At 73.4% G+C, this 23,955-nt stretch carries 20 protein-coding genes; 12 read left to right on the forward strand and 8 right to left on the reverse strand.

Annotated features, from left to right (window positions below):
- The first annotated feature begins 141 nt into the window (after positions 1–141).
- The 5 genes from ACH4OA_RS23440 (at position 142) to ACH4OA_RS23460 (ending at position 5,413) form a co-directional block, all read left to right on the forward strand.
- On the forward strand, positions 142–738 hold the full coding sequence (locus ACH4OA_RS23440; RefSeq protein WP_365873562.1) for a winged helix-turn-helix domain-containing protein: 597 nt from the start codon (positions 142–144) through the stop codon (positions 736–738).
- A gap of 65 nt (positions 739–803) precedes the next feature.
- Positions 804–1,829 carry an NAD-dependent epimerase/dehydratase family protein gene (locus ACH4OA_RS23445; RefSeq protein ID WP_397970550.1) on the forward strand — a complete coding sequence of 342 codons (1,026 nt, stop codon included), beginning with the start codon at positions 804–806 and terminating at the stop codon, positions 1,827–1,829.
- A 51-nt stretch (positions 1,830–1,880) separates the two neighbouring features.
- Entirely contained in the window at positions 1,881–3,155 is a 1,275-nt protein-coding gene (locus ACH4OA_RS23450) for a sensor histidine kinase (RefSeq protein ID WP_397945708.1), read from the forward strand.
- Positions 3,140–3,793, forward strand: coding sequence for a response regulator transcription factor (locus ACH4OA_RS23455; protein WP_365873556.1), 654 nt, complete (start codon positions 3,140–3,142; stop codon positions 3,791–3,793). Before ACH4OA_RS23450 ends, ACH4OA_RS23455 begins: the two co-directional genes overlap by 16 nt.
- Positions 3,794–3,928: 135 nt before the next feature.
- Positions 3,929–5,413: a DUF1996 domain-containing protein gene (locus ACH4OA_RS23460; protein ID WP_397970554.1), complete on the forward strand. Its 1,485-nt coding sequence runs from the start codon at positions 3,929–3,931 to the stop codon at positions 5,411–5,413.
- 168 nt (positions 5,414–5,581) lie between these two features.
- Here ACH4OA_RS23460 and ACH4OA_RS23465 read toward each other — a convergent pair whose 3' ends face one another.
- On the reverse strand, positions 5,582–5,974 hold the full coding sequence (locus ACH4OA_RS23465) for a hypothetical protein (RefSeq protein ID WP_397941914.1): 393 nt from the start codon (positions 5,972–5,974) through the stop codon (positions 5,582–5,584).
- Positions 5,975–6,089: 115 nt separating this feature from the next.
- Between ACH4OA_RS23465 and ACH4OA_RS23470 the strand changes: the two genes are divergently transcribed.
- The 5 genes from ACH4OA_RS23470 (at position 6,090) to ACH4OA_RS23490 (ending at position 11,357) form a co-directional block, all read left to right on the forward strand.
- On the forward strand, positions 6,090–6,590 hold the full coding sequence (locus tag ACH4OA_RS23470) for a tetratricopeptide repeat protein (RefSeq protein WP_397970557.1): 501 nt from the start codon (positions 6,090–6,092) through the stop codon (positions 6,588–6,590).
- 50 nt (positions 6,591–6,640) lie between these two features.
- Positions 6,641–8,608: a hypothetical protein gene (locus ACH4OA_RS23475; protein WP_397970559.1), complete on the forward strand. Its 1,968-nt coding sequence runs from the start codon at positions 6,641–6,643 to the stop codon at positions 8,606–8,608.
- Between the two features lie 95 nt (positions 8,609–8,703).
- Complete coding sequence (locus ACH4OA_RS23480; protein WP_397941910.1) at positions 8,704–9,582, forward strand: metal-dependent hydrolase; 879 nt, start codon at positions 8,704–8,706, stop codon at positions 9,580–9,582.
- Positions 9,579–10,631 (forward strand): PDR/VanB family oxidoreductase, encoded by a 1,053-nt coding sequence (locus tag ACH4OA_RS23485; protein WP_397941909.1) that lies wholly within the window; start codon positions 9,579–9,581, stop codon positions 10,629–10,631. The genes ACH4OA_RS23480 and ACH4OA_RS23485 overlap by 4 nt, the downstream gene beginning before the upstream one ends.
- Before the next feature lie 36 nt (positions 10,632–10,667).
- Positions 10,668–11,357 (forward strand): TetR/AcrR family transcriptional regulator, encoded by a 690-nt coding sequence (locus ACH4OA_RS23490; protein ID WP_397941908.1) that lies wholly within the window; start codon positions 10,668–10,670, stop codon positions 11,355–11,357.
- Between the two features lie 18 nt (positions 11,358–11,375).
- Here the strand turns inward: ACH4OA_RS23490 and ACH4OA_RS23495 are convergent, their stop codons facing one another.
- The 6 genes from ACH4OA_RS23495 to ACH4OA_RS23520 all read right to left on the reverse strand — a co-directional run bounded on the left by ACH4OA_RS23495 (position 11,376) and on the right by ACH4OA_RS23520 (position 18,390).
- A complete protein-coding gene (locus tag ACH4OA_RS23495; RefSeq protein ID WP_397970562.1) occupies positions 11,376–11,738 on the reverse strand; it encodes a 5-carboxymethyl-2-hydroxymuconate Delta-isomerase in 363 nt (120 codons plus the stop codon).
- A 48-nt stretch (positions 11,739–11,786) separates the two neighbouring features.
- Positions 11,787–13,163, reverse strand: a complete 1,377-nt coding sequence (locus ACH4OA_RS23500) for an alpha-amylase family protein (protein WP_397970565.1) — start codon at positions 13,161–13,163, stop codon at positions 11,787–11,789.
- A 160-nt stretch (positions 13,164–13,323) separates the two neighbouring features.
- Positions 13,324–14,997 carry a glycoside hydrolase family 13 protein gene (locus ACH4OA_RS23505; RefSeq protein WP_397970568.1) on the reverse strand — a complete coding sequence of 558 codons (1,674 nt, stop codon included), beginning with the start codon at positions 14,995–14,997 and terminating at the stop codon, positions 13,324–13,326.
- An 83-nt stretch (positions 14,998–15,080) separates the two neighbouring features.
- Complete coding sequence (locus ACH4OA_RS23510; protein WP_397941903.1) at positions 15,081–15,986, reverse strand: sugar ABC transporter permease; 906 nt, start codon at positions 15,984–15,986, stop codon at positions 15,081–15,083.
- A gap of 19 nt (positions 15,987–16,005) precedes the next feature.
- Positions 16,006–17,010: a sugar ABC transporter permease gene (locus ACH4OA_RS23515; RefSeq protein WP_365879130.1), complete on the reverse strand. Its 1,005-nt coding sequence runs from the start codon at positions 17,008–17,010 to the stop codon at positions 16,006–16,008.
- Positions 17,011–17,115: 105 nt separating this feature from the next.
- Positions 17,116–18,390 (reverse strand): extracellular solute-binding protein, encoded by a 1,275-nt coding sequence (locus ACH4OA_RS23520; protein ID WP_397970570.1) that lies wholly within the window; start codon positions 18,388–18,390, stop codon positions 17,116–17,118.
- Positions 18,391–18,767: 377 nt separating this feature from the next.
- On the opposite strand from ACH4OA_RS23520, the gene ACH4OA_RS23525 reads away from it, so the two are divergent.
- Complete coding sequence (locus ACH4OA_RS23525; protein WP_397970573.1) at positions 18,768–19,802, forward strand: LacI family DNA-binding transcriptional regulator; 1,035 nt, start codon at positions 18,768–18,770, stop codon at positions 19,800–19,802.
- Between the two features lie 68 nt (positions 19,803–19,870).
- The gene (locus ACH4OA_RS23530) at positions 19,871–20,734 is read left to right on the forward strand and encodes a phosphatase PAP2 family protein (RefSeq protein WP_397945702.1); all 864 of its coding nucleotides are present in this window, start codon (positions 19,871–19,873) and stop codon (positions 20,732–20,734) included.
- A gap of 53 nt (positions 20,735–20,787) precedes the next feature.
- Here the strand turns inward: ACH4OA_RS23530 and ACH4OA_RS23535 are convergent, their stop codons facing one another.
- Entirely contained in the window at positions 20,788–23,781 is a 2,994-nt protein-coding gene (locus ACH4OA_RS23535) for a bifunctional [glutamine synthetase] adenylyltransferase/[glutamine synthetase]-adenylyl-L-tyrosine phosphorylase (RefSeq protein ID WP_397970576.1), read from the reverse strand.
- Positions 23,782–23,955: the final 174 nt, after the last annotated feature.

Genomic DNA, 23,955 nt, shown 5'->3' on the forward strand with positions numbered 1-23,955 from the left:
GCGAGGAACGCGCGGGCCCTCTAAAGCCGTACCCCCGGCCTTCGGCCAGCGCGAAACGACGTACGTCCTCGGTGCGCCCGACCACGAATCGCGGCCGCCGTCTTCCTCGACGAACCCCTCGCGCGAAAGAGCTGACCTCTCATGGCGACCACCCGATCCCTCTCCACCGCCGCCCTGCCCGCCCCCGCCCCCGTCTCCGCGCCGCCCGGCACCCGGCACCGGCTGCGCGCCGTGGACCGGGACGAGGTCGTGGACGCGGCGGACGTGGCCGGTTTCCTGCCGCCGGGCGCCACCTGGCTGCCCGCGCCGCAGCACACCCTGCCCACCCTGCCCGGCCAGCCCCCGATGGTGGGCTATCTGGTGCTGGTCCCCGCCGACCAGCGGCCCCCGTTCCTGCCGGTCGCGGTCCCGGACCAGCCGCGGGACGCCGCCGGGCCCGGCACCGACCCGCTGGTGCGGATCGACCCGGTACGGCGCATCGCCAGCGTCGACGACCGCGAACTCGACCTCACCTACCTGGAGTTCGAACTGCTCGCGCACCTGGTGGCCCACCCGCACCGGGTGCACACCCGCGACCAGCTCGTCACCACGGTGTGGGGCTACGGCCATGTCGGCGACGGCCGCACCGTGGACGTGCACATCGCCCGGCTGCGCCGCAAGCTGGGCGAGCGGCACCGCAAGGCGATCCAGACGGTGCGCCGGGTCGGCTACAAGTACACCCCGCCGACCGGCCGCTGACCGCCCGTTCCGCTCTCGGCGGAGCCCCGTGACCCCACGGCCCCGGACCGGGCAGGATCCCCGGCATGAGACTTCTGGTGCTGGGCGGTACGGAGTTCGTGGGGCGCGCGGTCGTGGAGGCCGCACTGGGACGCGGCTGGGAGGTGACCGTCTTCAACCGGGGACGGCAGCCGCTGCCGGCCGGGGCCCGGCCGGTGCACGGCGACCGCACCGCGCCCGACGGCCTCGCCGCGCTCGCGGCGGACGGCGGCGAGTGGGACGCCGCGGTCGACACCTGGTCGGCCGCACCGCGTGCCGTGCACGAGGCGGCCCGGCTGCTGCGCGGCCGGGCCGGGCGGTACGCGTACGTCTCCAGCCGGTCGGTGTACGCCTGGCCGGCGCCGCCCGGCGCCACGGAGGACGCCCCGCTGGTCCAGGACGCCGCCGCGGACGCCGGGGCGACGGACTACGCGCACGACAAGCGCGGCGGCGAACTGGCCGCCGTCGGCGCCTTCGGCGCGGCGGACTCCCTGCTGGCCCGGGCCGGCCTGATCCTCGGCCCGTACGAGAACGTGGGCCGGCTGCCCTGGTGGCTGACCCGGATCGCGCGCGGCGGCCCGGTCCTCGCACCCGGCCCGCGCGAGCTGCCGCTGCAGTACATCGACGTCCGCGACCTGGCCGGCTGGCTGCTCGGCGCGCTGGAGAGCGGGCTGAGCGGCCCGTACGACCTGGTGAGCCCGCCCGGTCACACCACCATGGGCGAACTGCTCGACGCGTGCCTGCGCGTCTCCGGCGCGGACGCCGAACTGCGCTGGACCGACCCGGAGACGGTGCTCGCGGCCGGGATCGCGCCGTGGACCGAGCTGCCGGTGTGGGTGCCGCCGGGCGGCGAGATGTACGACGCGATGCACGGCTCGGACGTGTCGCGGGCGCTCGCGGCGGGACTGGTGTGCCGGCCCGTGGCCGAGACGGTCGCCGCCACCTGGGACTGGCTGGTCCGGCTGGGCGGCAGCGCGCCGCTGCGGCCGGACCGCTCCCGCCCCGGCCTGGACCCGCGGGCGGAGGCGAAGGTGCTGGGCGGGGCCGGGGGTGTATCCGGCACCACCCCCTGACGTGGGGTTCCGCCCCGTGACCGGGCGGCCGGGCTCGGCCAGACTGACGGCATGAACACCCACGCCCCGCAGGACGACGTGCGCGCCCGCGCCCGAGAAGCGGTACTGGCCGCCGTACGAGGTCTCGTACTGGCCCTGGCGATGCTGCCGGTGACGGTGCTGTGCTTCGTGCTGACCGTCGTCTCCCTCGAACTCCTGCCCGTCGGCCTCGGCCTGTTCCTGGTGCCGGCGATGCTCGGCGGGCTGCGGGAGTACGCGAACACGCGGCGCAGGCTCGCCGCCGAGTGGTGCGGGGTGGCGATCCCCGTGACCTACCGGCCGGTTCCGGAAGGGGCCGGCGCGTGGCGGCGCACCGTCGTCATGCTCGGGGACCCGCAGACCTGGCGGGACCTGCGCTGGCTGCTGGCCGACATGACGGCGGGCACCGTCACCGCGCTGCTCCCGGCCGTCCTGGTGCTGTTCCCCGTCCAGGGCCTGCTGGTGGCGGCCGGGCTGTGGCGGGCGTTCGTGCACGGCCCGGACGACGTGTACTGGTACGCGTTCGTGCCGGTGACCGGCCAGGCAACCGCGCTGCTCGCCGGTGTGCTGGCCGCCGCGCTGCTGGTGGCCGGGGTCCGCTTCGCGCCGCGGCTGCTCGTGCTGCACTTCCGGCTCACCCGCGCGGTCCTCGGCGGCCGGGACGACCTCACCGAGCGGGTCCGGGTGCTGACCGAGACCCGGCGGGACGCGGTGGACACCTCGGCCGCCGAACTGCGCCGCATCGAACGGGACCTGCACGACGGCGCCCAGGCCCGGCTGGTCGCCATGGGCATGGACCTCGGGACCATCGAGATGCTGGTCGAACGGAACCCGGCGGAGGCGAAGAAGCTGCTGGCCCAGGCCCGCCGGAACTCCGCCGAGGCCCTGGCGGAGCTGCGCGACCTGGTGCGCGGCATCCATCCGCCGGTGCTCGCCGAACGCGGACTGGGCGACGCCGTACGGGCGTTGGCGCTGCGGCTGCCGCTGCCGGCGGAGGTGGCCGTGGACCTGCCCGGCCGCCCGGACGCGCCCGTGGAGTCGGCCGCCTACTTCGCGGTGAACGAGGTGCTCACCAACGCGGTCAAGCACTCCGGGGCCGGCCGGATCGGGATCGACGTGCGCCACGCCGGCGGCCGGCTGCGGATCACGGTCACCGACGACGGCCGGGGCGGTGCGGTGGTCGGCGCGGGTTCGGGGCTCGCCGGCATCGGGCGCAGGCTCGGTACCTTCGACGGGAACCTGACCGTCGGCAGCCCCGCCGGCGGTCCCACCGTGGTGACCCTGGAGATCCCGTGCGCGTTGTCCTAGCCGAAGACCTGTTCCTGCTGCGCGACGGGCTGGTGCGGATGCTCCAGGCGTACGGCTTCGAGATCGCCGCCGCCGTCGAGACCGGCCCCGAACTCACCCGGGCGCTCGCGGAGTCGGAGCCGGACGTGGCCGTGGTCGACGTGCGCCTGCCGCCCACGCACACCGACGAGGGGCTCCAGTGCGCGCTGGCGGCCCGGCGGGCGCGGCCCGGGCTGCCGGTGCTGGTGCTCTCCCAGCACGTGGAGCAGTTGTACGCGCGCGAGCTGCTCGCCGACGGCGCCGGCGGGATCGGCTATCTGCTGAAGGACCGGGTGTTCGACGCGGAGCAGTTCGTGGACGCCGTACGGCGGGTGGCGGCGGGCGGTACGGCGATGGACCCGCAGGTGATCCAGCAGTTGCTCACCCGGCGGTCGGCCGCGGACCGCCCGCTGGCCCGGCTCACCCCGCGCGAGCGCGAGGTGCTGGAGCTGATGGCCCAGGGCCGCTCCAACACGGGCATCGCGGCGCAGCTCGTGGTGACGGAGCGGGCGATCGCCAAGCACACCTCCAACATCTTCGCCAAGCTGGGCCTGGAGGTGGCGGACGACGACAACCGGCGGGTCCTGGCGGTGCTCGCCTATCTCGACCAGGACCGCTGACCCGCGACCCGCCTGCCGGACAAGGCAATTCGTGTGACGGGTGAACACCTTTGGGGCCGCGTCCGTATGGAAGGGCGCCGCTTCACTCCTGTCGGGCGCCCCGATGCTGCCCCGCAAGGAAGTCAGAGGAGTTCCATGGGACGCAACACACGAAAACGCCGTACGCCGCTGGCCGTCAAGGCCATGGCCGCAACGGCGGCCCTAGCGCTCGGTGGGGGCGGGCTGGTCTGGGCGAACTTCTACGCCTCGGCGCACGAGCCGGACCACCGCTCGTGGGGAGGCAACGAGACCAAGGCCGCGCCGGCCCGGGTCGCGACCCTGTCCTGCCCGGACGTCGGCCAGCGGCTGACGGACGTGCCGGACGCGGCCCGCCGGGGCGTGGCGGCGGAACTGGCCGCCCTCGACCGGCAGATCACCGAGGCCTACGCCCGGCTCGCCTCGACCCGCGACGCGCAGGCCAAGGACCCCGGCTTCGTGCAGAACGCGATCGTCGGCCCCCTCAAGGAGAAGCGGGGCGCGACGATCGACCGGATCCGCATCGACGTCCAGCGGGCCGGCGGTTCCTTCGACGCCGCGCTGAGCGGGCTCGCCGCCTGCACCACGCGCGACGCCGACCAGACCACCGCCGGCGGCCAGCAAGGCGGCGGCCGGCAAGGAGGTCAGCAGGGCGGCGGGCAGCAGGGCAACGGCGGGCAGGCCGGCAACGGTCCGGTCGCGGCCGACTTCGTGGACATCACCAAGGTCGCGCCGAACGTCCAGGGCAAGCCGCGCGCGACCCGCAACGGCTCCACGGGCACGTTCACCACGCGCTGCGGGGTGAACGCCAACAAGAACCACAACACCGACAACGTGATCGTGGCGCCGGGCGTGGCCAACGGCGCGCACCACCTGCACGACTACGTCGGCAACCAGAAGGTGAACGCCTTCGCCGGCAACCAGACGTTCCTGCGGGGCGGCACGAGCTGCCGCAACCGCAGCGACCTGTCGTCGTACTACTGGCCGGTCGTCCGCGTCCAGGACGGCACCCGGGACTTCGACCAGAACGCCGACGGCGGGGGCAAGGAAGGCAACGTCGGCCGCGTCCTGACCCCGGCCCAGGCCGAGATCAGGTACGTGGGCAGCCCGGTGAGCAAGGTCGTCGCGATGCCGCAGTTCCTGCGCATCATCACCGGGGACGCCAAGACCACCACCAACGGCCTGGCCAACGCCAACGCGCACTGGAGCTGCACCGGCTTCGAGACCAAGGTGCAGCTCACCGCGCAGTACCCGATCTGCCCGCAGGGCAGCAAGGTGGTGCGCTCGTTCGCCTTCCAGAGCTGCTGGGACGGGCAGAACACCGACAGCGCCAACCACCGCGCGCACGTCGCCTTCGCCGACCCGGCGAGCGGCGCCTGCCCGGCCGGCTTCAAGGCGATCCCGCAGCTCACGATGCGGCTCGTGTACGACATCACCCCGCCGGCCGTGCAGAACGGCCAGGTGAAGAACGCCTACGCCGTGGACGGCTTCCCCGAACAGCTGCACAAGCCCGCCACGGACCACGACGACTTCATCAGCGTCACCCGCGACGGCCTGGCCGGCCGGATCGCCGACTGCGTCAACCGCGGCCGGAACTGCTCCTGATCCCCGACCCGGGCACCTGACAGAAGGCCGGTGACGACCCCCCTCCCCGTCACCGGCCGTCTGACAGAGGGCCGGTGACGATCCCCCCCCTCGTCACCGGCCTTCGCCCTGCCCGCGCGCCGCCGCGCCCCGCGCCGGCCGCCGGAGCGCGCCCGCGCCGCGGCCCGCTCAGCCGCCGTGCGCGTGATGGTCGGCGCCGGTCTCCAGGTCGCCGCCGAGCGTGCCGCGCAGCACCCTGACCACACCGTCGTCGCCCACGGCGACCCACTTGCGGCCGACCAGATAGTGGCCGCCGTAGTCCTTCGCGTCGTCGATCCACTCGCGCTGGCCCCGGTCGGTGGCGAAGGTGGCGAGGACGAACCGGCCGTCGCGGGTGCGGCAGACGGCCTGCCGGATCTCGTCGGCGTCGGTCTGCATGTCCGGCGCGCACCGCACCCGGGCGGCCAGGCGTTCCAGACTGCCGGTCGCGGTGGGCGGCACCGGCCCCGTGTGACCGCCCGAGCCGCAGCCCGCCAGCGCGAGCAGGGCCGCCGCGCCGGGCGCCAGTCGCCTCAGCCTCATCTGTCTCCTCCGGTCCTGATGTGCCGGGCGTGCCCCGGCGCCCTCGGATACGGCCCGCGCGCGCGGTGCGCTCAATTCAGGCGACGGACGCGTACGGGTGTGCGAAGGTGGCGCGGTGAACCAGAACTGGGAAGACCGCGTGGCCGCCGCCTGGGCCGACTTCGACGACTGTCCGCCGGAGCGGGCGCCCGAACTGCGCGCCGTGATCGACGGCCTGGTCGCCGAACTGCCCGACGACAGCCCGCTGGGCCCCTTCGAGCGGGCCTGCGCCTGGGACTCCACCGGGCACTCGGACCGGGCCGTGCCGCTCTACCGCGAGGCGCTGGAGCGCGGGCTCACGGGATACCGGGGCCGCCGGGCGAAGATCCAGTTGTCGAGTTCGCTGCGCAACACCGGGCAGGCGGAGGAGGGCGTCAAGCTGCTCACGCCGGAACTGGACGGACCCTCCGACGAGTTGGACGACGCGGTGCGGGCGGTGCTGGCGCTGTGCCTGTCCAGCCTCGGCCGGGACCGCGAGGGCCTGTCCCTGGTGCTCGGCGCGCTCGCCCCGCATCTGCCGCGCTACCGGCAGTCGATGGCCCGCTACGCCCGCGCCCTGGCCGCACCTCAGGCGTGAGGCACCCGGCCCCGCGGTGACCGACCACCGGCTCGCTCGTTCTCCTGGACGTGCAGTCACAGGATGTACCCCCGCGTCACGCACCCTCGCGCACCCACCGGGCGGGGGCGGCCCCCTCCCGTACCGGCCCGGTCGGCGAGGAGCAGGCCGCGGCCGCGCTCGTCGAGCACTATCCCCGGCTGGTCCGGCTCGCCTATCTGGTGCTGCCGCCGGACCTCGGCCGGAGCCGCCGGGTGCTGACCGCGCACGCCCTCGCCCAGCGCGCCGTGCCCCGGGGCCGCAGGCGCTCTTCCGTGCTCCCGGCCCAGCGCCCCGGCCGGACGGGGCCGGGAGCGGGGGCCCGCCGGGACGACGACCCGGGATACGCCTGTCTGCGGGAGCAGGTGCTGCGCACGGCCCTGGTGGCGGCCCGGCCCCGCACGGGTCCGTTCCGCCTCGCCGCGCCGCCGCCGCTGCTCCCCCAGGTGTGGGGCCTGCGGCTGTTCCCGCGCTCGGGCGGCGCCGACGCCCTCGCCCTGGACCAGCGGCTGGCCACCCTGTCCGCACCGGCCCGCGCCGCCTACGTGCTGCGCGCTCTGGAGCAGTTGCCCGACCCGGACGTGCGCGAGCTGCTGCGGGCCGCCGGGGTGAGTGATCCGGGCGGCGCGCTGGCCTCGGCGAACGGGGTGCCCGCGCACCCGGGGCTGCTCTCCTCGCCCGAGTTCGACCCGTGCGCGCTCCAGGCCCGGCCCACCGATCTGCCGCGCCGCCGCCGGCACACGAAGGCCGTGCTCGCCGCCGCCGCCGCGCTCGCGGTGTGCGGCGCGCTGGTCGCGCTCCCGGACGGCGGCTGGGGCCCGGACGGCGCGGCCGCGCCCGCCGGCGCCGTCAACCCCGCCGCCACGGCCGCCCTCGACCCGGGCCGGCTGACCCGCGTCCCGCCCGCCGCCTGGCGCACCTCGGCCCGCACCGACTTCTCCGTGTGGCCCGCGCGCGGCCCGCTCACCGGCGACCCGGCCCTGCTGCGCCGCGCCCTGGCGGTGTGGGCCCGCCCGGGAGGGACGGTGCACGTGTCGGCGACCCCGGGCACCGCGACCGGCGGTCCGGCCGGCCCGCCCCAGCTGCTGTACGCGGGCGAGGTCGACACCGCCCGCGTGGTGCTGCTCTACGACGGCCTGCGCGTCGTCCGCTACGCCGAGCCGAAGGACGGCACCCGGGGCGCGGCCCTGGACTTCGCCCGGGTCGACGGCGCGACGGGCGCCGGGGCGAGCGCGCTGGTGCTGGACCGCGCCGACGGCAACGTCCGCTATCTGACCGCGCCGTGGGTGACGAAGGCGGCCCAGCGGGACCTGACCCGGCCGGAGTCGGCCGTCAAGCCGCTCCCGCTCGCCGGCGGGGTCACCGCACCGCTGGCCAGCCCGGCCGTCCGGTCCGGCGGCTGCGCCTCGTGGGGCGTGCTCCAGCTCACGGACGCCTCGGGCACGCATCTGGCCACCGACCTCGGCGAGCTGGTCCCGGCCCACCTCACGGCCGGCCGGCCCGGGGCGGCCGGGGAGGCGTCGGACGCGCAGGGGCTGCGCGCCTGGGCGCCGTTCGCCTGCTCGCTGGCGGCCGAGCGGGCGTCGGGTGTCCGCAGCGTCAACGCCTGGGCGTACGCCGAGCAGCCGCTGCCCGACGGCAGCGGGTCCGGCACCTGGGTGTGCACCCGGGCGGAGACCTGGCGCGGTGCCGGCACGGCGGCGCTGGCCCAGTTCCGCACGCCGGGCGGGCCGGCCGGGGCGGTCGTCGCCAAGGGCACGGACGTGCCGGCCTGCGGGCCCCGGGATCCGCAGGTGCTGGCCGGTGTGCTGTGGAAGTCGGCGGCGGGCTCCTGGTACCTGCTGGCGGCGGGCGGCGAGGACACGGCGTCGATCTCGGCGACGGGCGGGATCACCGCGTCCGGGCGGGGACCGCTGCTGGCCGTCAGGGCCGGGCAGGGCGCGCGGGCCGACCTGACGGGCCGGCTGACGGACGGCCGGACGGTGACGGGGCTGCGGTAGGCCGGACGGCACCGGACGCCACCTTGTTGACACTTGCGTAAACAAGGCGTGCGCAAGGGGTTCTCAGGCGTCCTACCCGCCAGTACATTGACGCCATGTCTGATACGCGGGACCGGGTGCCCCTCAAGGCACGCAAGGTGTCCTTCTCCTGGGACGGCACGCCGCTGCACTGGGTGCCGGGGGACCCCTTCACCTCGCACACCATCAATGTGCTGCACCTGCTGCTGCCCGCCGGTGAGCGCTGGTTCGTGCACGTGTACAAGCAGGTGCTGCCGTACGTCCGCGACGAGCGGCTGCGCGCGGACGTCCTCGGCTTCATCGGCCAGGAGGCGATGCACTCCCAGGCCCACGACGAGGTGCTGCCCCGCCTCCGGGAGCTGGGGCTCGACCCGACGCCGTACACCGCGCAGGTCGACTGGTTCTTCGAGAAGCTGCTCGGCGACCGGACGCTGCCGCCGGGCAGGCCGCGCCGGTGGTGGCTGATGGAGCGGGTCGCGCTCATCGCGGCCATCGAGCACTACACGGCGTTCCTGGGGAACTGGGTGCTCAACGCCGGGGAACTGGACCGGCGCGGCGCCGACCCGGTCATGCTGGACCTGCTGCGCTGGCACGGCGCGGAGGAGGTCGAGCACCGCTCGGTCGCCTTCGAGCTGTTCGAGCACGTCGACGGGGGCTACGGCCGGCGCGTCCGGACCTGGGCGACCGCCTTCACCGCGCTGGTGTTCCTGTGGCAGCGCGGGACGCGGTTCTTCATGGAGAACGACCCGTCGCTGGCCGGCGGCAAGGCCACGCTCAAGGACTTCCACGTCCGGGGCAGGCAGGGCCTGCTGCCCGCGACCGGGGACGTGCTCAGGTCCGTCCCCCGCTATCTGAGCCGCGGCTACCACCCCGCGCAGGAGGGCGACACCGCCCAGGCCGTCGCCTATCTGGCGGCCTCCCCCGCGGCCACGGCGGCGGAGGAGAGGACCGCGTGACGCCGAAGCCGCGCACCGTCGCGCTCGTCGCGGCCGCCGCCCTGCTCACCCGGCGGGCGCTGCGCCGCCGTGTCCGCGTCTCACCGCTGTGGCCGCTGCCCGCCCTGGACCCGCCGGTCTCCGGCCGGCCGCGCCCACGGGCCCTGCGGCTGCTGCTCACGGCGCACGAGACGATCGCCGACGGGGTCGTGCAACTGCGGCTGGAGGGCTCCGCACTGCCGCGCTGGGAGCCGGGCGCCCACCTGGACCTGGTGCTGCCCTCGGGTCTCGTACGGCAGTACTCCCTGTGCGGTGATCCCGCGGACACCTCTTCCTACACGGTCGCCGCCCGGCTCGTGGCGGACGGCCGGGGCGGCTCGCGCGAGGTGCACGAGCGGCTGGCGGCGGGCATGGAGCTGGAGGTGCGCGGGCCCCGCAACCGCTTCCCGCTGGCCGACGCGCCCGCCTACGTCTTCGTCGCCGGCGGGATCGGCATCACCCCGGTCCTGCCGATGCTGCGAGCCCTGCCGGCCGGCGCCGAGTGGCGGCTGCTGTACGGCGGGCGGACCCGGGCGTCGATGCCGTACCTGGAGGAGGTGGCGCGGCTGGCCGGCGACCGGCTGACGGTCGTCGCCGAGGACGAGGACGGCCGGCCCGACCTGGCGGCCCTGTTCGCGGACACCGCCCCGGGCACGGCGGTGTACTGCTGCGGTCCGCGGGGCCTGACGGCGGCGGTGGAGGAACGGCTGCCGGCGGGCGCCGCCCTGCACGTGGAGCGGTTCGCGCCGCGCACCGGGCCCGGCGGCGACACCGCGTTCGCGCTGGAACTGCGGCGCACCGGGCGGACGGTGCCGGTGCCGGCCGGCTCCACCGTGCTGGCCGCCGTGCGCCGGGTGCTGCCGGACACCGCCTACTCCTGTGAGCAGGGCTTCTGCGGCACCTGCCGGCAACGGGTGCTCGAAGGGGAGGTCGACCACCGGGACGAGCTGCTGACGGACACCGAACGGCGCGACTCGATGCTGATCTGCGTCTCCCGGGCCCACGGCGGCCGGCTGGTGCTCGACCTGTGAACCCGGGCGGCCGAATCCGCTCGGTAAGGTGTTCGCATGAGTACCGGGGTGCGCCGCAGGATGGGTGTCGAGGAGCGGCGGCAGCAGCTGATCGGTGTCGCCCTCGACCTGTTCAGCCGGCGCTCTCCGGACGAGGTCTCCATCGACGAGATAGCCACGGCGGCGGGCATCTCGCGCCCGCTGGTCTACCACTACTTCCCGGGCAAACTCAGTCTGTACGAGGCCGCGTTGAAGCGTGCGTCGGAGGATCTGGCGAGCCGGTTCGACGAACCGCGCGAGGGCCCGCTCGGCGCCCGGCTGCTGCGGGTGATGGGCCGCTACTTCGACTTCGTGGACGAGCACGGCCCCGGTTTCTCGGCCCTCATGCGCGGCGGCCCGGCCGTGGGCTCGTCGGCGACCAACGCGCTCGTCGACTCCGTACGGCAGGCCGCCTATGACCGGATCCTGTCGCATCTGGGCGTGACCGAGGCGTCCGCGCGGCTGGAGCTGGTGGTGCGCTCCTGGATCTCGCTCGCCGAGTCCACCGCGCTGATCTGGCTGGACGGCCGGCGCATTCCGCGCGCCGAGCTGGAGGTCCAGCTCGTGCACGACTTCGCCGCGCTGGCCGCCGTCAGCGCCGCCTACGACGCGGACCTGGCGGCCCTGCTGAAGCGGCTGACCGAGGCGGAGCCGGCCGACGGCCCCTTCGCGGACCTGGTCGGCCGGCTCGTCACGCTCGCTTCCTGAGCGCCCGCCGGGGTCCGGCTAGCCGTCGGACTTGCGGTACGAGGCGTCGAGGTCGCGGACCTCGGCGGAGGCGTGCAGGGTGACCGCCGCGTCCGCCACGTGCGTGCGCAGCAGCTCCAGCACCGCTTCGGTCAGCCGGGCCTTCGTCTCCTCGTCGCGCCCGGCGAGGAGCCCGATCGTCACGTGCACGACGGCGTGCCCGCGCGCGCCGGGGTCCTCGTACCCGAACGCCGTGTACGCGCTCGGCCGGAACTGGGTCTTGCAGGACTCCGGCTTCGCCGCCGCGATCCCCACGGTCGCCTCGTGCAGCGCCCAGGCGAATCCCGCGCGGTCGAAGGCGCTCTCCAGGGTGTCGGAGTAGTCGACGGTGATCTGCGGCATACGGGCTCCTGTTCTACGGCTACGCACTCACCCTAGGGCGTATCCGGCTCAGCAGTTGGACTTGCCGGCGTAGAGCGCCAGTGCGGTGTTCGCGCCCAGGGTGGCGGTGAACCGTCCGCCGGAGTCCACGGTCACCGGGGTGCCGCTCTGCACGTCGCAGTACGTGCCGGCGGGCAGGGACGTCTGGTAGGTCCGGGTCTGGGCGGCGGACTCGTGGTTGATCGCCACATAGCCCTTGCCGCCGCGGCCGAAGGCGATCCAGTTGTTGCCGTTGTCCCACCAGTCGGTGACCGCCTGTCCCCGGGTGGCGTTGCGGAAGGCGACCATGGACCTGATCTCCGGCCAGGCGTGCTGGCACTTCCAGCCGTCCTGCCAGCAGGCGTTGACGGTGCCGCCGTTGGGCGGGCCCGCGTCGGCGTCGGACCACTCGTAGCCGGAGTCGACGTCGGGCGCGCCGTAGGGCCAGGCGAGCATGAAGACGTTGGCCAGGGTGTAGTTGGCGCCGCTCTTGTAGTTCAGCGTGCTGCCGTTGCGCTCGGTGTCGTGGTTGTCGACGAAGACACCCGCCACGGAGCTGTTCAGATAGCCCCAGCCCTCCCCGAAGTTCTTCAGGTAGGCCAGTTTCTCGCCGGTCAGGACGCGCTTGAGGTCGTAGGCGTAGCGGAACTCCTGGACGTCGCCGTTGCCGGTGTACTCGGACGGCTGGACGGCCTCGCCGGCGCCGTAGACGAGTTCCTGCTTCCAGTAGACGGACGGGTTGGTCAGGCGGCTCTTGATGTCGGTGAGGTCCGCGGCCGGGATGTGCTTGGCCGCGTCGATGCGGAAGCCGTCCGCGCCGAGGGCGAGCAGGCCGTTCAGGTAACCGGCGATGGTCTTGCGGACGTACTCCTCGCCGGTGTCCAGGTCGGCGAGGCCGACGAGTTCGCAGTGCTGCACGTTCCAGCGGTCGGCGTAGTTCGACACCGGGGAGGTGCAGTCGTCGAAGTCGTGGACCGAGTACAGGCCCGGGTAGTCGTACTTCGTGTACGCCGAGCCGCCGGTGCCGGTGCCCGAGCCGGCCGACATGTGGTTGACGACGGCGTCCACGACGACCTTCACGCCGGCCGCGTGGCAGGTGTTCACCATGTTCTGGAACGCCGTGCGGTCGCCGAGGCGGCCGGCGATCTTGTACGACACCGGCTGGTACGACGTCCACCACTGCGCGCCCTGTATGTGCTCGGCGGGCGGGGAGACCTGCACGTATCCGTAGCCGGCGGGGCCGAGGGCGGTGGTGCACTCCCTGGCCACGGAGGCGTACTTCCACTCGAACAGGACGGCGGTGACGTCCTTGGTGCCGGGCGGTGCCGCCTCGGCGGCCGCGGGGTTCATGCCGACCAGGGCGGCGGCCGTGAGGGCGACCGCCGCGGGGAGGGTGCTGCGTGCCATGTGGGGTTTCCTTCGACGTTGAAGGCCGGGGCCGCCGACGGAGGTCACGGAGGTTCCTGACACCTCGCGGCGGAGGAGGGGGTGACGCAGAGGGTAAAGGCCCGCCGTCCGGAGGACAGCGGGCCGGTGCGGGGTTTCCGCAAGGACTTTCAGGCCGCTGTCAGCCGGCGGCCGTCGACCACCACACCGTCGTGTCGGCGGGCACCTTCGTCTCGCCGTCCGCCTCGGTCACCTCACCGCTGGTGAGCAGGACCCGGCCGTACGACGGCGTCGTCACGGACTCGCCGGTGGTGTTCGCCACGCACACGAAGTCGCCCCGCCGGAAGGCGAGGACGCCTTCGGGCGCCCGCAGCCACTCCACGGCCTCGCCCGCGCCGAGGTCCGGCCGGGAGCGGCGCACCCTGAGCGCCGACCGGTACAGCTCCAGCGTCGAGCCGGGCGCTCCGGTCTGCGCCTGAACGCTCAGCTCGGCCCAGTCCGGCGGCTGGGGCAGCCAGCTTCCGCCGCCGCCGAAGCCGTAGGAGGAACCCTCGCGGGTCCACGGGATCGGCACCCGGCAGCCGTCGCGGAAGCCGTCCTGGCCCGCGCCCCGGAAGTACGCCGGGTCCTGGCGCACCTCGTCGGGCAGGTCCACGACGTCCGGCAGGCCCAGTTCCTCGCCCTGGTAGAGGTAGGCCGAGCCGGGCAGGGCGAGCATCAGCAGGGTGGCGGCGCGGGCGCGGCGCAGGCCCAGCGCGCGGTCGCCGGCCGAGCGGATCTGGGTGCCGAGGCCGGGCGGGTTGGCGAAGCGGGTGGCGTGCCGGGTGACGTCGTGGTTGGACAGCACCCAGGTGGCGGGCGCGCCGACCGGGCGCATCGCCTCCAGCGTCTGGTCGATGACCGTGCGCAGCTCGCCGGCGTCCCACGCCGTCGCCAGGTACTGGAAGTTGAACGCCTGGTGGAGTTCGTCGGGGCGGACGTAGCGGGCGGTGCGCTCGATGGTCGGCGTCCACGCCTCCGCAACGAAGATCCGCTCCCCGGCGTACTCGTCGAGGATCGTGCGCCACTGGCGGTAGATGGCGTGCACGCCGTCCTGGTCGAAGAACGGCATCACGTCGTTGCCCAGCAGTTTCACCTGGTCGTGGGTGCCGAGGTCCGGCAGGCCGTCCGCCTTGACCAGGCCGTGGGCGACGTCGATCCGGAAGCCGTCCACGCCCATGTCCAGCCAGAAGCGCAGGATGGAGCGGAACTCGTCGCCGACGGCCGGGTGGTTCCAGTTGAAGTCGGGCTGCTCGGGCGCGAAGAGGTGCAGGTACCACTCGCCGTCCGGGACGCGGGTCCAGGCCGGGCCGCCGAAGATGGACTCCCAGTCGTTGGGCGGGAGTTCGCCGTCGGCGCCCTGGCCGGGCCGGAAGTGGTAGCGCTCGCGCAGCGGGGAGCCGGGGCCCTCGGCGAGGGCGCGCTTGAACCACTCGTGCTGGTCGGAGGAGTGGTTCGGGACCAGGTCGACGATGACGCGCAGGTGGTGCGCGTGCGCGTCGCGGATCAGCGCGTCGGCGTCCAGCAGGGAGCCGAACATCGGGTCGACGGCACGGTAGTCGGCGACGTCGTACCCGGCGTCGGCCTGCGGGGAGGCGTAGAAGGGGCTGAGCCACACGGCGTCGACGCCGAGGTCGCGCAGGTACGGCAGGCGGGAGCGTACGCCCTCCAGGTCGCCCATGCCGTCACCGTTGCTGTCGGCGAAACTGCGCGGATAGACCTGGTAGATGACCGCGTCCCGCCACCAGTCGCGGCGGTCGGCGACGGAGGCGGCGACGAAGTGGCGGGCCGGTGCGGCGGAGTGCTGCTGGCTCATGGCGTCCTTGATACGTAACTGGGGCGTGGTGGGCGGCCGGTGGACAGATCACCGGCGCACGTACGGGCGGGCGGGCGGGGGTGTCAGCCCTTGGTGCCGCCTGCGGTGAGGCCGGTGACCAGGTTCTTCTGCACCAGGTAGAAGAACACCGTCACGGGTATCGCGATCAGCACCGCGGTGGCGGCCATGTAGTTCCACTGGGCGTCGTGCTCGCTGACGAAGGTCTGGAGGCCGACGGCGAAGGTGTACTTGGAGTCGTCCAGCAGGAACGTCGTCGCGAAGGCGACCTCGCCGACGGCGGTGATGAAGGTGTAGAACGCGGCCACGGCCAGGCCCGGCCGGGCCAGCGGCAGGATCAGCCGGAAGAACGTGCCGAACGGGCTGAGCCCGTCCACCCGTCCGGCCTCGTCGATCTCGAAGGGGATGGTGTCGAAGTAGCCCTTCAGCAGCCAGGCGCTGTACGGCACGGCGGTGGAGCAGTTGATGATGATCAGCGCCCAGTAGGAGTCGATGAGACCGAGTTCGCTGAAGATCTCGTACATCGGCACGATCAGGATCGCGATCGGGAACGCCTGGGTGAGCAGCAGGACCCACATCAGCTGCTTGTAGCCGGGAAAACGCATCCGGGAGACCGCGTAGCCGGTGGTGGCCGCGACCAGGACGCCGACGACGGTGGTGCCGAGGGCCACGATCATCGTCGACTTGAACCAGTCGAGGAACCCGGTGTGCTGGAGCACGAAGCCGTAGTTGGAGAAGGTCAGCTTGGCCGCGATGCCGCCCGGGTGGAGGTAGTCCTCCTTGTCCGGGCCGAGGGACAGGTAGCACAGCCAGGCCACCGGGGCCAGGGCGATCAGGCTCGCCAGGGCGAGACCGCCGTGCAGCAGGGCCAGGCCCAGCGGGCCGCGCTCGCCGCGCCGGCGGACGCGGCGGCCGGGCGCGGGTGCCGGGGCCGGTGCGGTCTCGGTCGTGTCCAGGGTCGTGGTGCTCATGGCGGCGGCTCCTGCGGCGTCAGACGGCGAGCTGGTCATTGCGCTTCAGCCAGCGGAAGTAGAAGGAGGTGAAGACGGTGAGGATCGACAGCAGCAGCACGCCGTACGCGGCGGACTGGGCGAAGTCGCGCGGCTGCTGGCCGAAGCCCAGCTGGTAGGCCCAGGTGACGAGGATCTGGGCGTCCGGGGCGGAGTTCTTGCCGAACAGCAGGAAGATGATGACGAACTGGTTGAACGTCCAGATGACGCCGAGCAGCACCACGGTGGAGCTGACCGAGCGCAGTCCGGGCAGGGTGACGTGCCGGAAGCGCTGCCAGGCGCTCGCGCCGTCCATCTCCGCCGCCTCGTACAGCGACGCGTCGATGGACTGCAGTCCGCCGAGCAGCGAGAGCATCATGAACGGCACCCCGCACCAGGTGTTGACCATGATGGCGGCGAACCGCTGCCAGAAGGTGTCCTCCAGCCACTCCGGCTGGGGCAGGTGGAGCGCGCCGAGGACCTGGTTGAGCGCCCCGGAGTCGGCGAGCATGATCCGCCAGGAGAAGACGGTGACGAAGGTCGGCACGGCCCAGGGCAGGACGAGCAGCAGCCGGTAGACGGTCCGGCCGCGCAGCTTCTGGTTGAGCATGAGCGCGAGGCCAAGGCCCAGCGAGTAGTGCAGGGCGACGCAGGCGGCCGTCCAGAAGACGGTCCACAGGAAGTGCGACCAGAACCGGTCGTAGGCCGTCGGGCCGAACAGGATGTCCTGGTAGTTGTCCAGGCCGACGAACTTGTAGGTGGCGTCGATGTGGTGGACGCCGATGGTGCGGGCCGAGTTCAGGCTGTTCGCGTCGGTCAGGGTGAGGTAGAAGCCCCGCGCCAGCGGGTAGCCCACGAGGACACCGAGCACGACGACCACCGGGGCGATCATCGCGTAGGCGTACCAGTACTTCTGGAGGCCGTTGCGGACGCGCTGCCCCAGCCCGGGACGAGGCGCGCGGTCACCGCGGCGCTTGCCGGTCGCGCGGTCGATGGCGACTGTCATGGTTCGACACCTTCAAACGATCAAGGGGTTGGGCTGGGCACGGGGCGGTGGCCGCCGGACGGCTCCCGGCTCCTCGCGGCGGGAGCGTCCGGCGGCCACCCGGGCTCACTTGCCGAAGCCGTCGACCAGCTTGGAGATGGCCAGCTCGGCGTTGGCGAGGCCCTTGTCCAGCGACTCCTTGCCGCTGGCGACCTTGGGCAGCTCGCTGTCGAGCGGGACCCACAGCGAGCTGTACTCGGGCAGGGCCGGGCGGGGCTGCGCGGCGGACAGGACGCCCTGGTAGCCGGCGATGCCCGGGTCGGCCTTGACCTTGCCGGTGTAGGCGTCGGCGCGGGTGGGCAGGGTGGAGTTCTCGAGCGCGACGGTCTCCTGCGCCTGCGCCGAGGTCATGAACTTCACGAACTTCAGGGCCGCCTTCTGGTGGGCCTCGTCGGAGCCGGCGTAGACAGAGAGGTTGTGGCCGCCGGTCGGGGCGCCCGCCTTGCCGGTGGAGCCGGCCGGGACGGTGGCGATGCCGAGGTTGTCCTTGTCCTTGAAGGCGCTGCCCTTGTAGAAGTTCGTGATCTCCCAGGGGCCCTGGATGATCGCGGCGACCTTGCCGTTGACGAAGGCGTCCTGGATGTGGGCGTAGGCGTCGGCGGTGGCGTCGGCCTTGTGCAAACCCTTGCCGGAGAACAGGCTGAGCCAGGTGCCGTAGCCCTTCCTGGCGGCGGCCGAGGCGACGGTGATCTTCTTGGCGGCGACGTCGACGGTGTCGGTGCCCTCGCCGTACAGGAACGGCTGGGCGTAGTAGGACTGGGTGGAGCCCCAGTAGCCGTCGACGCCGGCCTTGTCCTGGACCTTGGCGGCGTCGGCCTTCAGCTCGTCCCAGGTCTTGGGCGCCTCGGTGATGCCGGCCTTCTTGAACAGGGCCTTGTTGTAGACCAGCGCGAGGGTGTCGGTGACCAGCGGCACGCCGTAGGTCTTGCCGTCGTACTGGGCCTGCTTGATCAGGTTCGGCTCGAACTTGCCCTGGTCGGCGAGGGCCTCGGTGCCGTCCAGCGGCAGGAAGAAGCCCTTCTTGGCGAAGGCCGGGGTCCAGCCGACCTCGGAGCGCAGCACGTCCGGCGCCCCCGTGGCGCCGGCGGCGGTGTCGAACTTGTTCTGCGCCTGGTCGAACGGGACGTTGACGTACTTGACCTTGACGTCCTTGTTCGCGGCCTCGAACGTGCGGACCAGGGCCTGGTACGCCGGTGCCTCGTTGGTGGCGTTGGATGTGTCCCACCAGGTGATGGTGACCGGGCCGTCCGACTTCCCGCTGTCGCTGTCGCTCCCGCCGCACGCCGTCGCCGTCAGGGCGAGGGACGCCACCAGCGCGGAGGCCGCTATGCCACGCCGCATGAGTTCTCCTTGAGGGTTAAGCCCGAGTGGTACGGGGGCGGTCCCGCCCGCCTCCCGCGACTTGCCGACTGCGCCGTTGCCGCGGCCGGGCGACAGGGAACGTAACAGCCAGGTAAGCGGCGCGAAAGACCTTGCAGAAAAAAAGTGCAAGAAGACACGATGGTTACCCGGCCGTGATCAGGTGTCGACCGCTCCGCGACCCGGCAGGGCACGCCGTGAGCGCCGACGACGACACCTGTGCAAGACTTGCAAGCTCTTGCCGCCAAGATTCCCGAGGGAGCGCGATGACGCAGCAACCCACGGCAGGCCGTCCGCCCGCCCGTGCCCGGCGTCCGGCCGGTGGGCAAGGGCGGATACGACCGGTACAGTCCAATGCCGTGACCACACGGCTTGCCGACATCGCTGCGCAGGCGGGGGTGAGCGAAGCGACCGTCAGCCGGGTCCTCAACGGCAAACCGGGCGTCGCCGCCACCACCCGCCAGTCCGTGCTCGCCGCGCTGGACGTGCTCGGCTACGAGCGCCCGGTGCGGCTGCGGCAGCGCAGCGAGGGCCTGGTCGGCCTGATCACGCCGGAGCTGGAGAACCCGATATTCCCGGCCCTGGCCCAGGTCATCGGCCAGGCCCTGACCCGCCAGGGCTACACCCCGGTGCTCGCCACCCAGACCCCCGGCGGGTCGACCGAGGACGAGCTGACCGAGATGCTGGTGGACCGCGGGGTCGCCGGGATCATCTATGTCTCCGGGCTGCACGCGGACACCACCGCGGACATGCAGCGCTATGAGCGGCTGCGGGCGCGGGGCGTGCCGTTCGTGCTGGTGGACGGGTTCTCGCCGAAGGTGCAGGCGCCGTTCATCTCGCCCGACGACCGGGCGGCGATGGCGCTGGCGGTGACCCACCTGGCGTCGCTGGGACACACCCGGATCGGGCTCGCCCTCGGACCCAAGCGGTTCGTGCCCGTGCAGCGCAAGATCGAGGGCTTCGTCCGGGCGGTGCAGGAGCAGCTCCGCCTCCCCGCCGAGACCGTCGAGACGGAGCTGGTCCAGCACTCGCTGTACACGCTGGAGGGCGGTCAGGCGGCGGCGACGGCGCTGATGGAGCGGGGCTGCACGGCGGTGGTCTGCGCCAGCGACATGATGGCGCTGGGCGCGATACGGGCGGCCCGGCAGCGCGGCCTTGAGGTGCCGCGGGACGTGTCGGTGGTCGGGTTCGACGACTCCCCGCTGATCGCCTTCACCGACCCGCCGCTGACCACGGTCCGCAAGCCGGTGCCGGCGATGGGACAGGCGGCGGTGCGCACGCTGCTGGAGGAGATCGGCGGGACACCGGCACCGCACAGCGAGTTCGTGTTCATGCCGGAACTGGTGGTCCGCGGGTCCACCGCCTCGGCCCCGCACGTCCTCCGCACGCCGTAGAAGGTGCGGAGGGAACCCGACCTTGGGATGATCGGCCGAAGAAGCCTTTTCTGGCAGACTCTGTGCCTATGAGTGACTCGACCGTGACAGAGCCGGAAGGTCGCGAGGAGGTGGCCGTTCCGCGGACCGTCACGGGCGAGGACAGACAGGGTGTGGCGGCGCGGCTGCGCCGGCCGCGGCGGCCCCGGCTGTGGTTCGAGATCCTTCTGATCGGGGCGAGTTACTGGACGTACTCCCTCATCCGCAACGCCGTACCGGAGCAGCGGGCCGCGGCGCTGCGCAACGCCGACGTCATCTGGCGCGTGGAGCACGCGCTGGGCATCGGGGTCGAGCGCTCGGTCAACCACGCCGTGAACTCGGTGACTTGGCTCATCATCGGGATGAACTACTACTACGCCACACTGCACTTCGTCATCACGCTGTGTGTCCTGGTGTGGCTGTACCGGTGGCATCCCGGCCGGTACGCGGCGACCCGGCTGGTGCTGTTCGCGACCACGGGCGTGGCCCTGCTCGGTTACTACCTGTTCCCGCTCGCGCCGCCCCGGCTGATGCGCGGCGGGCACTTCGTGGACACCGTGCTGGTGCACCACACCTGGGGTTCGATGGCCTCGGGCGACCTCAAGCACATGTCGAACCAGTACGCGGCGATGCCGTCGATGCACATCGGCTGGTCGCTGTGGTGCGGGCTGACGGTCTTCGCGCTGGCGTCGGTGCCGTGGGTGCGGGTGCTGGGGCTGCTGTATCCGGCGCTCACCCTGGTGGTGATCGTCGCCACCGCCAACCACTTCTGGCTGGACGCGGTGGGCGGGGCGCTCTGCCTCTGCTTCGGCTTCGCGGCGGCCCGCGTCTGGTACGGCAGCCTGCCGTACGCGCTGCCCCGGCTGGTCCCGAGACCCGCGGGCCGGCCGCTGGGGTCCGCCCAGTCCGCGTAGTCCGCGTAGTCCGCCCAGTCCGCGTAGAGCGGCACCGCCCGGGACGGCCGTGTTCAGTCCTCGTAGAACAGTTCCTCCACGACCGTGCGTGCCCGGCGGGCGGTACGGCGGTAGGCGTCCAGCATGTCCCCGGCGTGCCCGGCGCCGTAGCCCAGGTAGCGGCCGACCGCGGCCAGCTCGCGTGGCTCGGTCGGGAAGGTGTCCCCGGCCCGGCCCCGGACCAGCATGACCGCGTTGCGCACCCGGGTGGCCAGCACCCACGCCTCGTCCAGGATCTCCGCGTCCTCCGCCGACAGCAGCCCGGCCGCGCGGGCGGCGGCCAGCGCCTGCCGGGTGCGGGTGGTGCGCAGGCCGGGCTCGTGGTGGCCGTGGCGGAGCTGGAGCAGCTGCACGGTCCACTCGACGTCGGACAGCCCGCCCGGGCCCAGCTTGGTGTGCAGTTTCGGGTCGGCGCCGCGCGGCAGCCGCTCGGACTCCATGCGCGCCTTGAGCCGGCGGATCTCCCGGACGGCGTCCTCCGTCAGCCCCCCGGCCGGGTAGCGCAGCGGGTCGATCAGCTCGGTGAACCGCCGGCCCAGCTCCGCGTCGCCGGCCACCGGCTCGGCCCGCAGCAGCGCCTGGGACTCCCAGCCCAGGGACCAGCGGCGGTAGTACGCCTCGTACGACTTCAGGGTGCGCACCAGCGGGCCCGACTTGCCCTCCGGACGCAGATCGGCGTCGATGAGCAGCGGCGGGTCGGCGCTGGGCAGCTGGAGCAGCCGGCGCATCTCGGCGACGACCCGGGCGGCGGCGGCCGACGCCTCCTGCTCGTCCACGCCGTCCCTCGGCTCGTGCACGAACAGCACGTCGGCGTCCGAGCCGTAGCCCAGCTCGTGGCCGCCGAAGCGGCCCATCCCGATGACGGCGAACCGGGTGGGCAGGGTGTCGCCCCAGCCGTCCCGGACGACCGCGCGCAGGGTGCCGGCCAGGGTGACCCGGGTCAGGTCGGAGACGGCCGCGCCGACCCGGTCCACCAGGGCGCCCTGGTCCGCCACGGCGGGGTGGGTCTCGGTGCCGTAGGAGCCGATGATGTCGGCGGCGGCGGTGCGGAACAGCTCGCGGCGGCGGACGCCCCGGGCCGCGGTGACGCCCTGCGCGGCGTTCTCCGCGCGGCCCACCGCCGCCATGACCTCCTGCTCCAGCGCGGCGCGCTGCCGGGGCGCGAGGCCGGCGCCGGCGCCGTCGCCGAGCAGCGCGACCGCCTCCGGGGCGCGCATCAGCAGGTCGGGCGCGAGGCGGCCCGCGGACAGCACCCGGGCCAGGTTCTCCGCCGCCGCGCCCTCGTCGCGCAGCAGGCGCAGGTACCAGGGCGTCTTGCCGAGCGCGTCGGAGACCTTCCGGAAGTTCAGCAGGCCGGCGTCCGGGTCGGCGGAGTCGGCGAACCAGCCGAGCAGGACCGGCAGCAGGGTGCGCTGGATGGCCGCCTTGCGGGACACGCCGGAGGCCAGGGCCTCCAGGTGGCGCAGGGCGGCGGCCGGGTCGGCGTAACCGAGCGCGACGAGCCGTACCCGGGCCGCCTCCGCGCTCAGCCGGGCCTCGCCCGGGGCGAGTTGGGCCACGGCGTCGAGCAGCGGGCGGTAGAAGAGCTTCTCGTGCAGCCGGCGTACGACACCGGTGTGCCGCTTCCACTCGCGGGTCAGCTCGGCGGCCGGGTCGGCGCGCAGGCCCAGGGAGCGGCCGAGGCGGCGCAGGTCCGGCTCGGACTCGGGGACGAGGTGGGTGCGGCGCAGGCGGTGCAGCTGGATGCGGTGCTCCATGGAGCGCAGGAAGCGGTACGCCTCGTCCAGGCGGGCGGCGTCCTCGCGGCCGACGTAGCCGCCGGCGGCGAGGGCCTGGAGGGCGTCCAGGGTGGTGCCGCTGCGCAGGGCGGGGTCGGTGCGGCCGTGCACGAGCTGGAGGAGCTGCACGGCGAACTCGACGTCCCGCAGGCCGCCGGGGCCCAGCTTGAGTTCGCGGTCGACCTCGGAGAGGGGGATGTTCTCGACCACGCGGCGGCGCATCTTCTGGACGTCCGCCACGAAGTTCTCGCGTTCGGCCACCTGCCAGACCAGGGGTTCCAGGGCCTCGATGTACGCCTCGCCGAGCGCGGTGTCGCCGGCCACCGGGCGGGCCTTGAGGAGGGCCTGGAACTCCCAGGTCTTGGCCCAGCGCTGGTAGTAGGCGAGGTGGCTGCTGAGGGTGCGCACGAGGGGGCCGTTGCGGCCCTCGGGACGCAGGTTGGCGTCCACCGGCCAGATGGAGCCCTCCACGGTCGTCTCGGAGCAGATCCGCATCAGGTGGGCGGCGAGTCGCGTCGCGGACCTCATGGCCTCGGTCTCCGGGGTGCCCTCGGCGGGTTCCGCCACGAAGATCACGTCGACGTCGGAGACGTAGTTCAGCTCGTGGCCGCCGCACTTGCCCATCGCGATCACCGCGAGGCGGCAGGCGGCGTCGTCCTTCGGGGCGGCGGCCCGGGCGAGGGCGAGGGCGGCGCGCAGGGTGGCGGTGGCCAGGTCGGCGAGTTCCGCGGCGGTCTCGGCGATGTCCGTGGTGCCGCAGACGTCGCGGGCGGCGATGGAGAGCAGGCAGCGGCGGTACGCGACGCGGAGCGAGACCGGGTCGTCGGCCTCGGCGAGGCCGCGTTCGAACTCCGTGACGCCGGGGTGGAGGTCGTGCGGCTCGTAGGTGACCAGGGCCTGCCAGTCGGCGGGGTGGCGGGCGAGGTGGTCGGTGAGGGCCTCGGAGGCGCCGAGGACGCCGAGGAGGCGGTCGCGGAGGGGTTTGGCCGCGACGAGGGTGTCCAGCAGTTCGCGGTGGGCGGTGGGGGTGGGCTGCGCCTCCAGGAGGCGGACCAGGCCGTGCAGGGCGAGGTCGGGGTCGGCGGTGGCGCCCAGGGCTTCGAGGAGGACGGGGTCGTCGCGTACGGGGGCGAGTTCGGGGCCGTCTAGGAGGCGTTCGGCGGCGGAGGGGTCGGTGAAGCCGTGTCGGAGCAGACGGGTGAAGGTGCTGCTTCTGCGGCCCGGCGTCATGTCCGTGGTCTCCCTCGGGTGGCTGGTGTCCTGGCCAGAGCCTAACCGGAGGGGGTGGGGGGTGGTCGGGGTGCCATGCGGGGGGTGCCTCTATGTCTTTCGTCAAGCGATGCGGGGGCTCCTGGGTTCGTAGAAGGTTCCGTCGCGGAGCATGGCGAACAGGACGCTGGTGCG

The sequence above is a fragment of the Streptomyces sp. NPDC017095 genome (genome assembly GCF_044332325.1).
Lineage (GTDB): Bacteria > Actinomycetota > Actinomycetes > Streptomycetales > Streptomycetaceae > Streptomyces.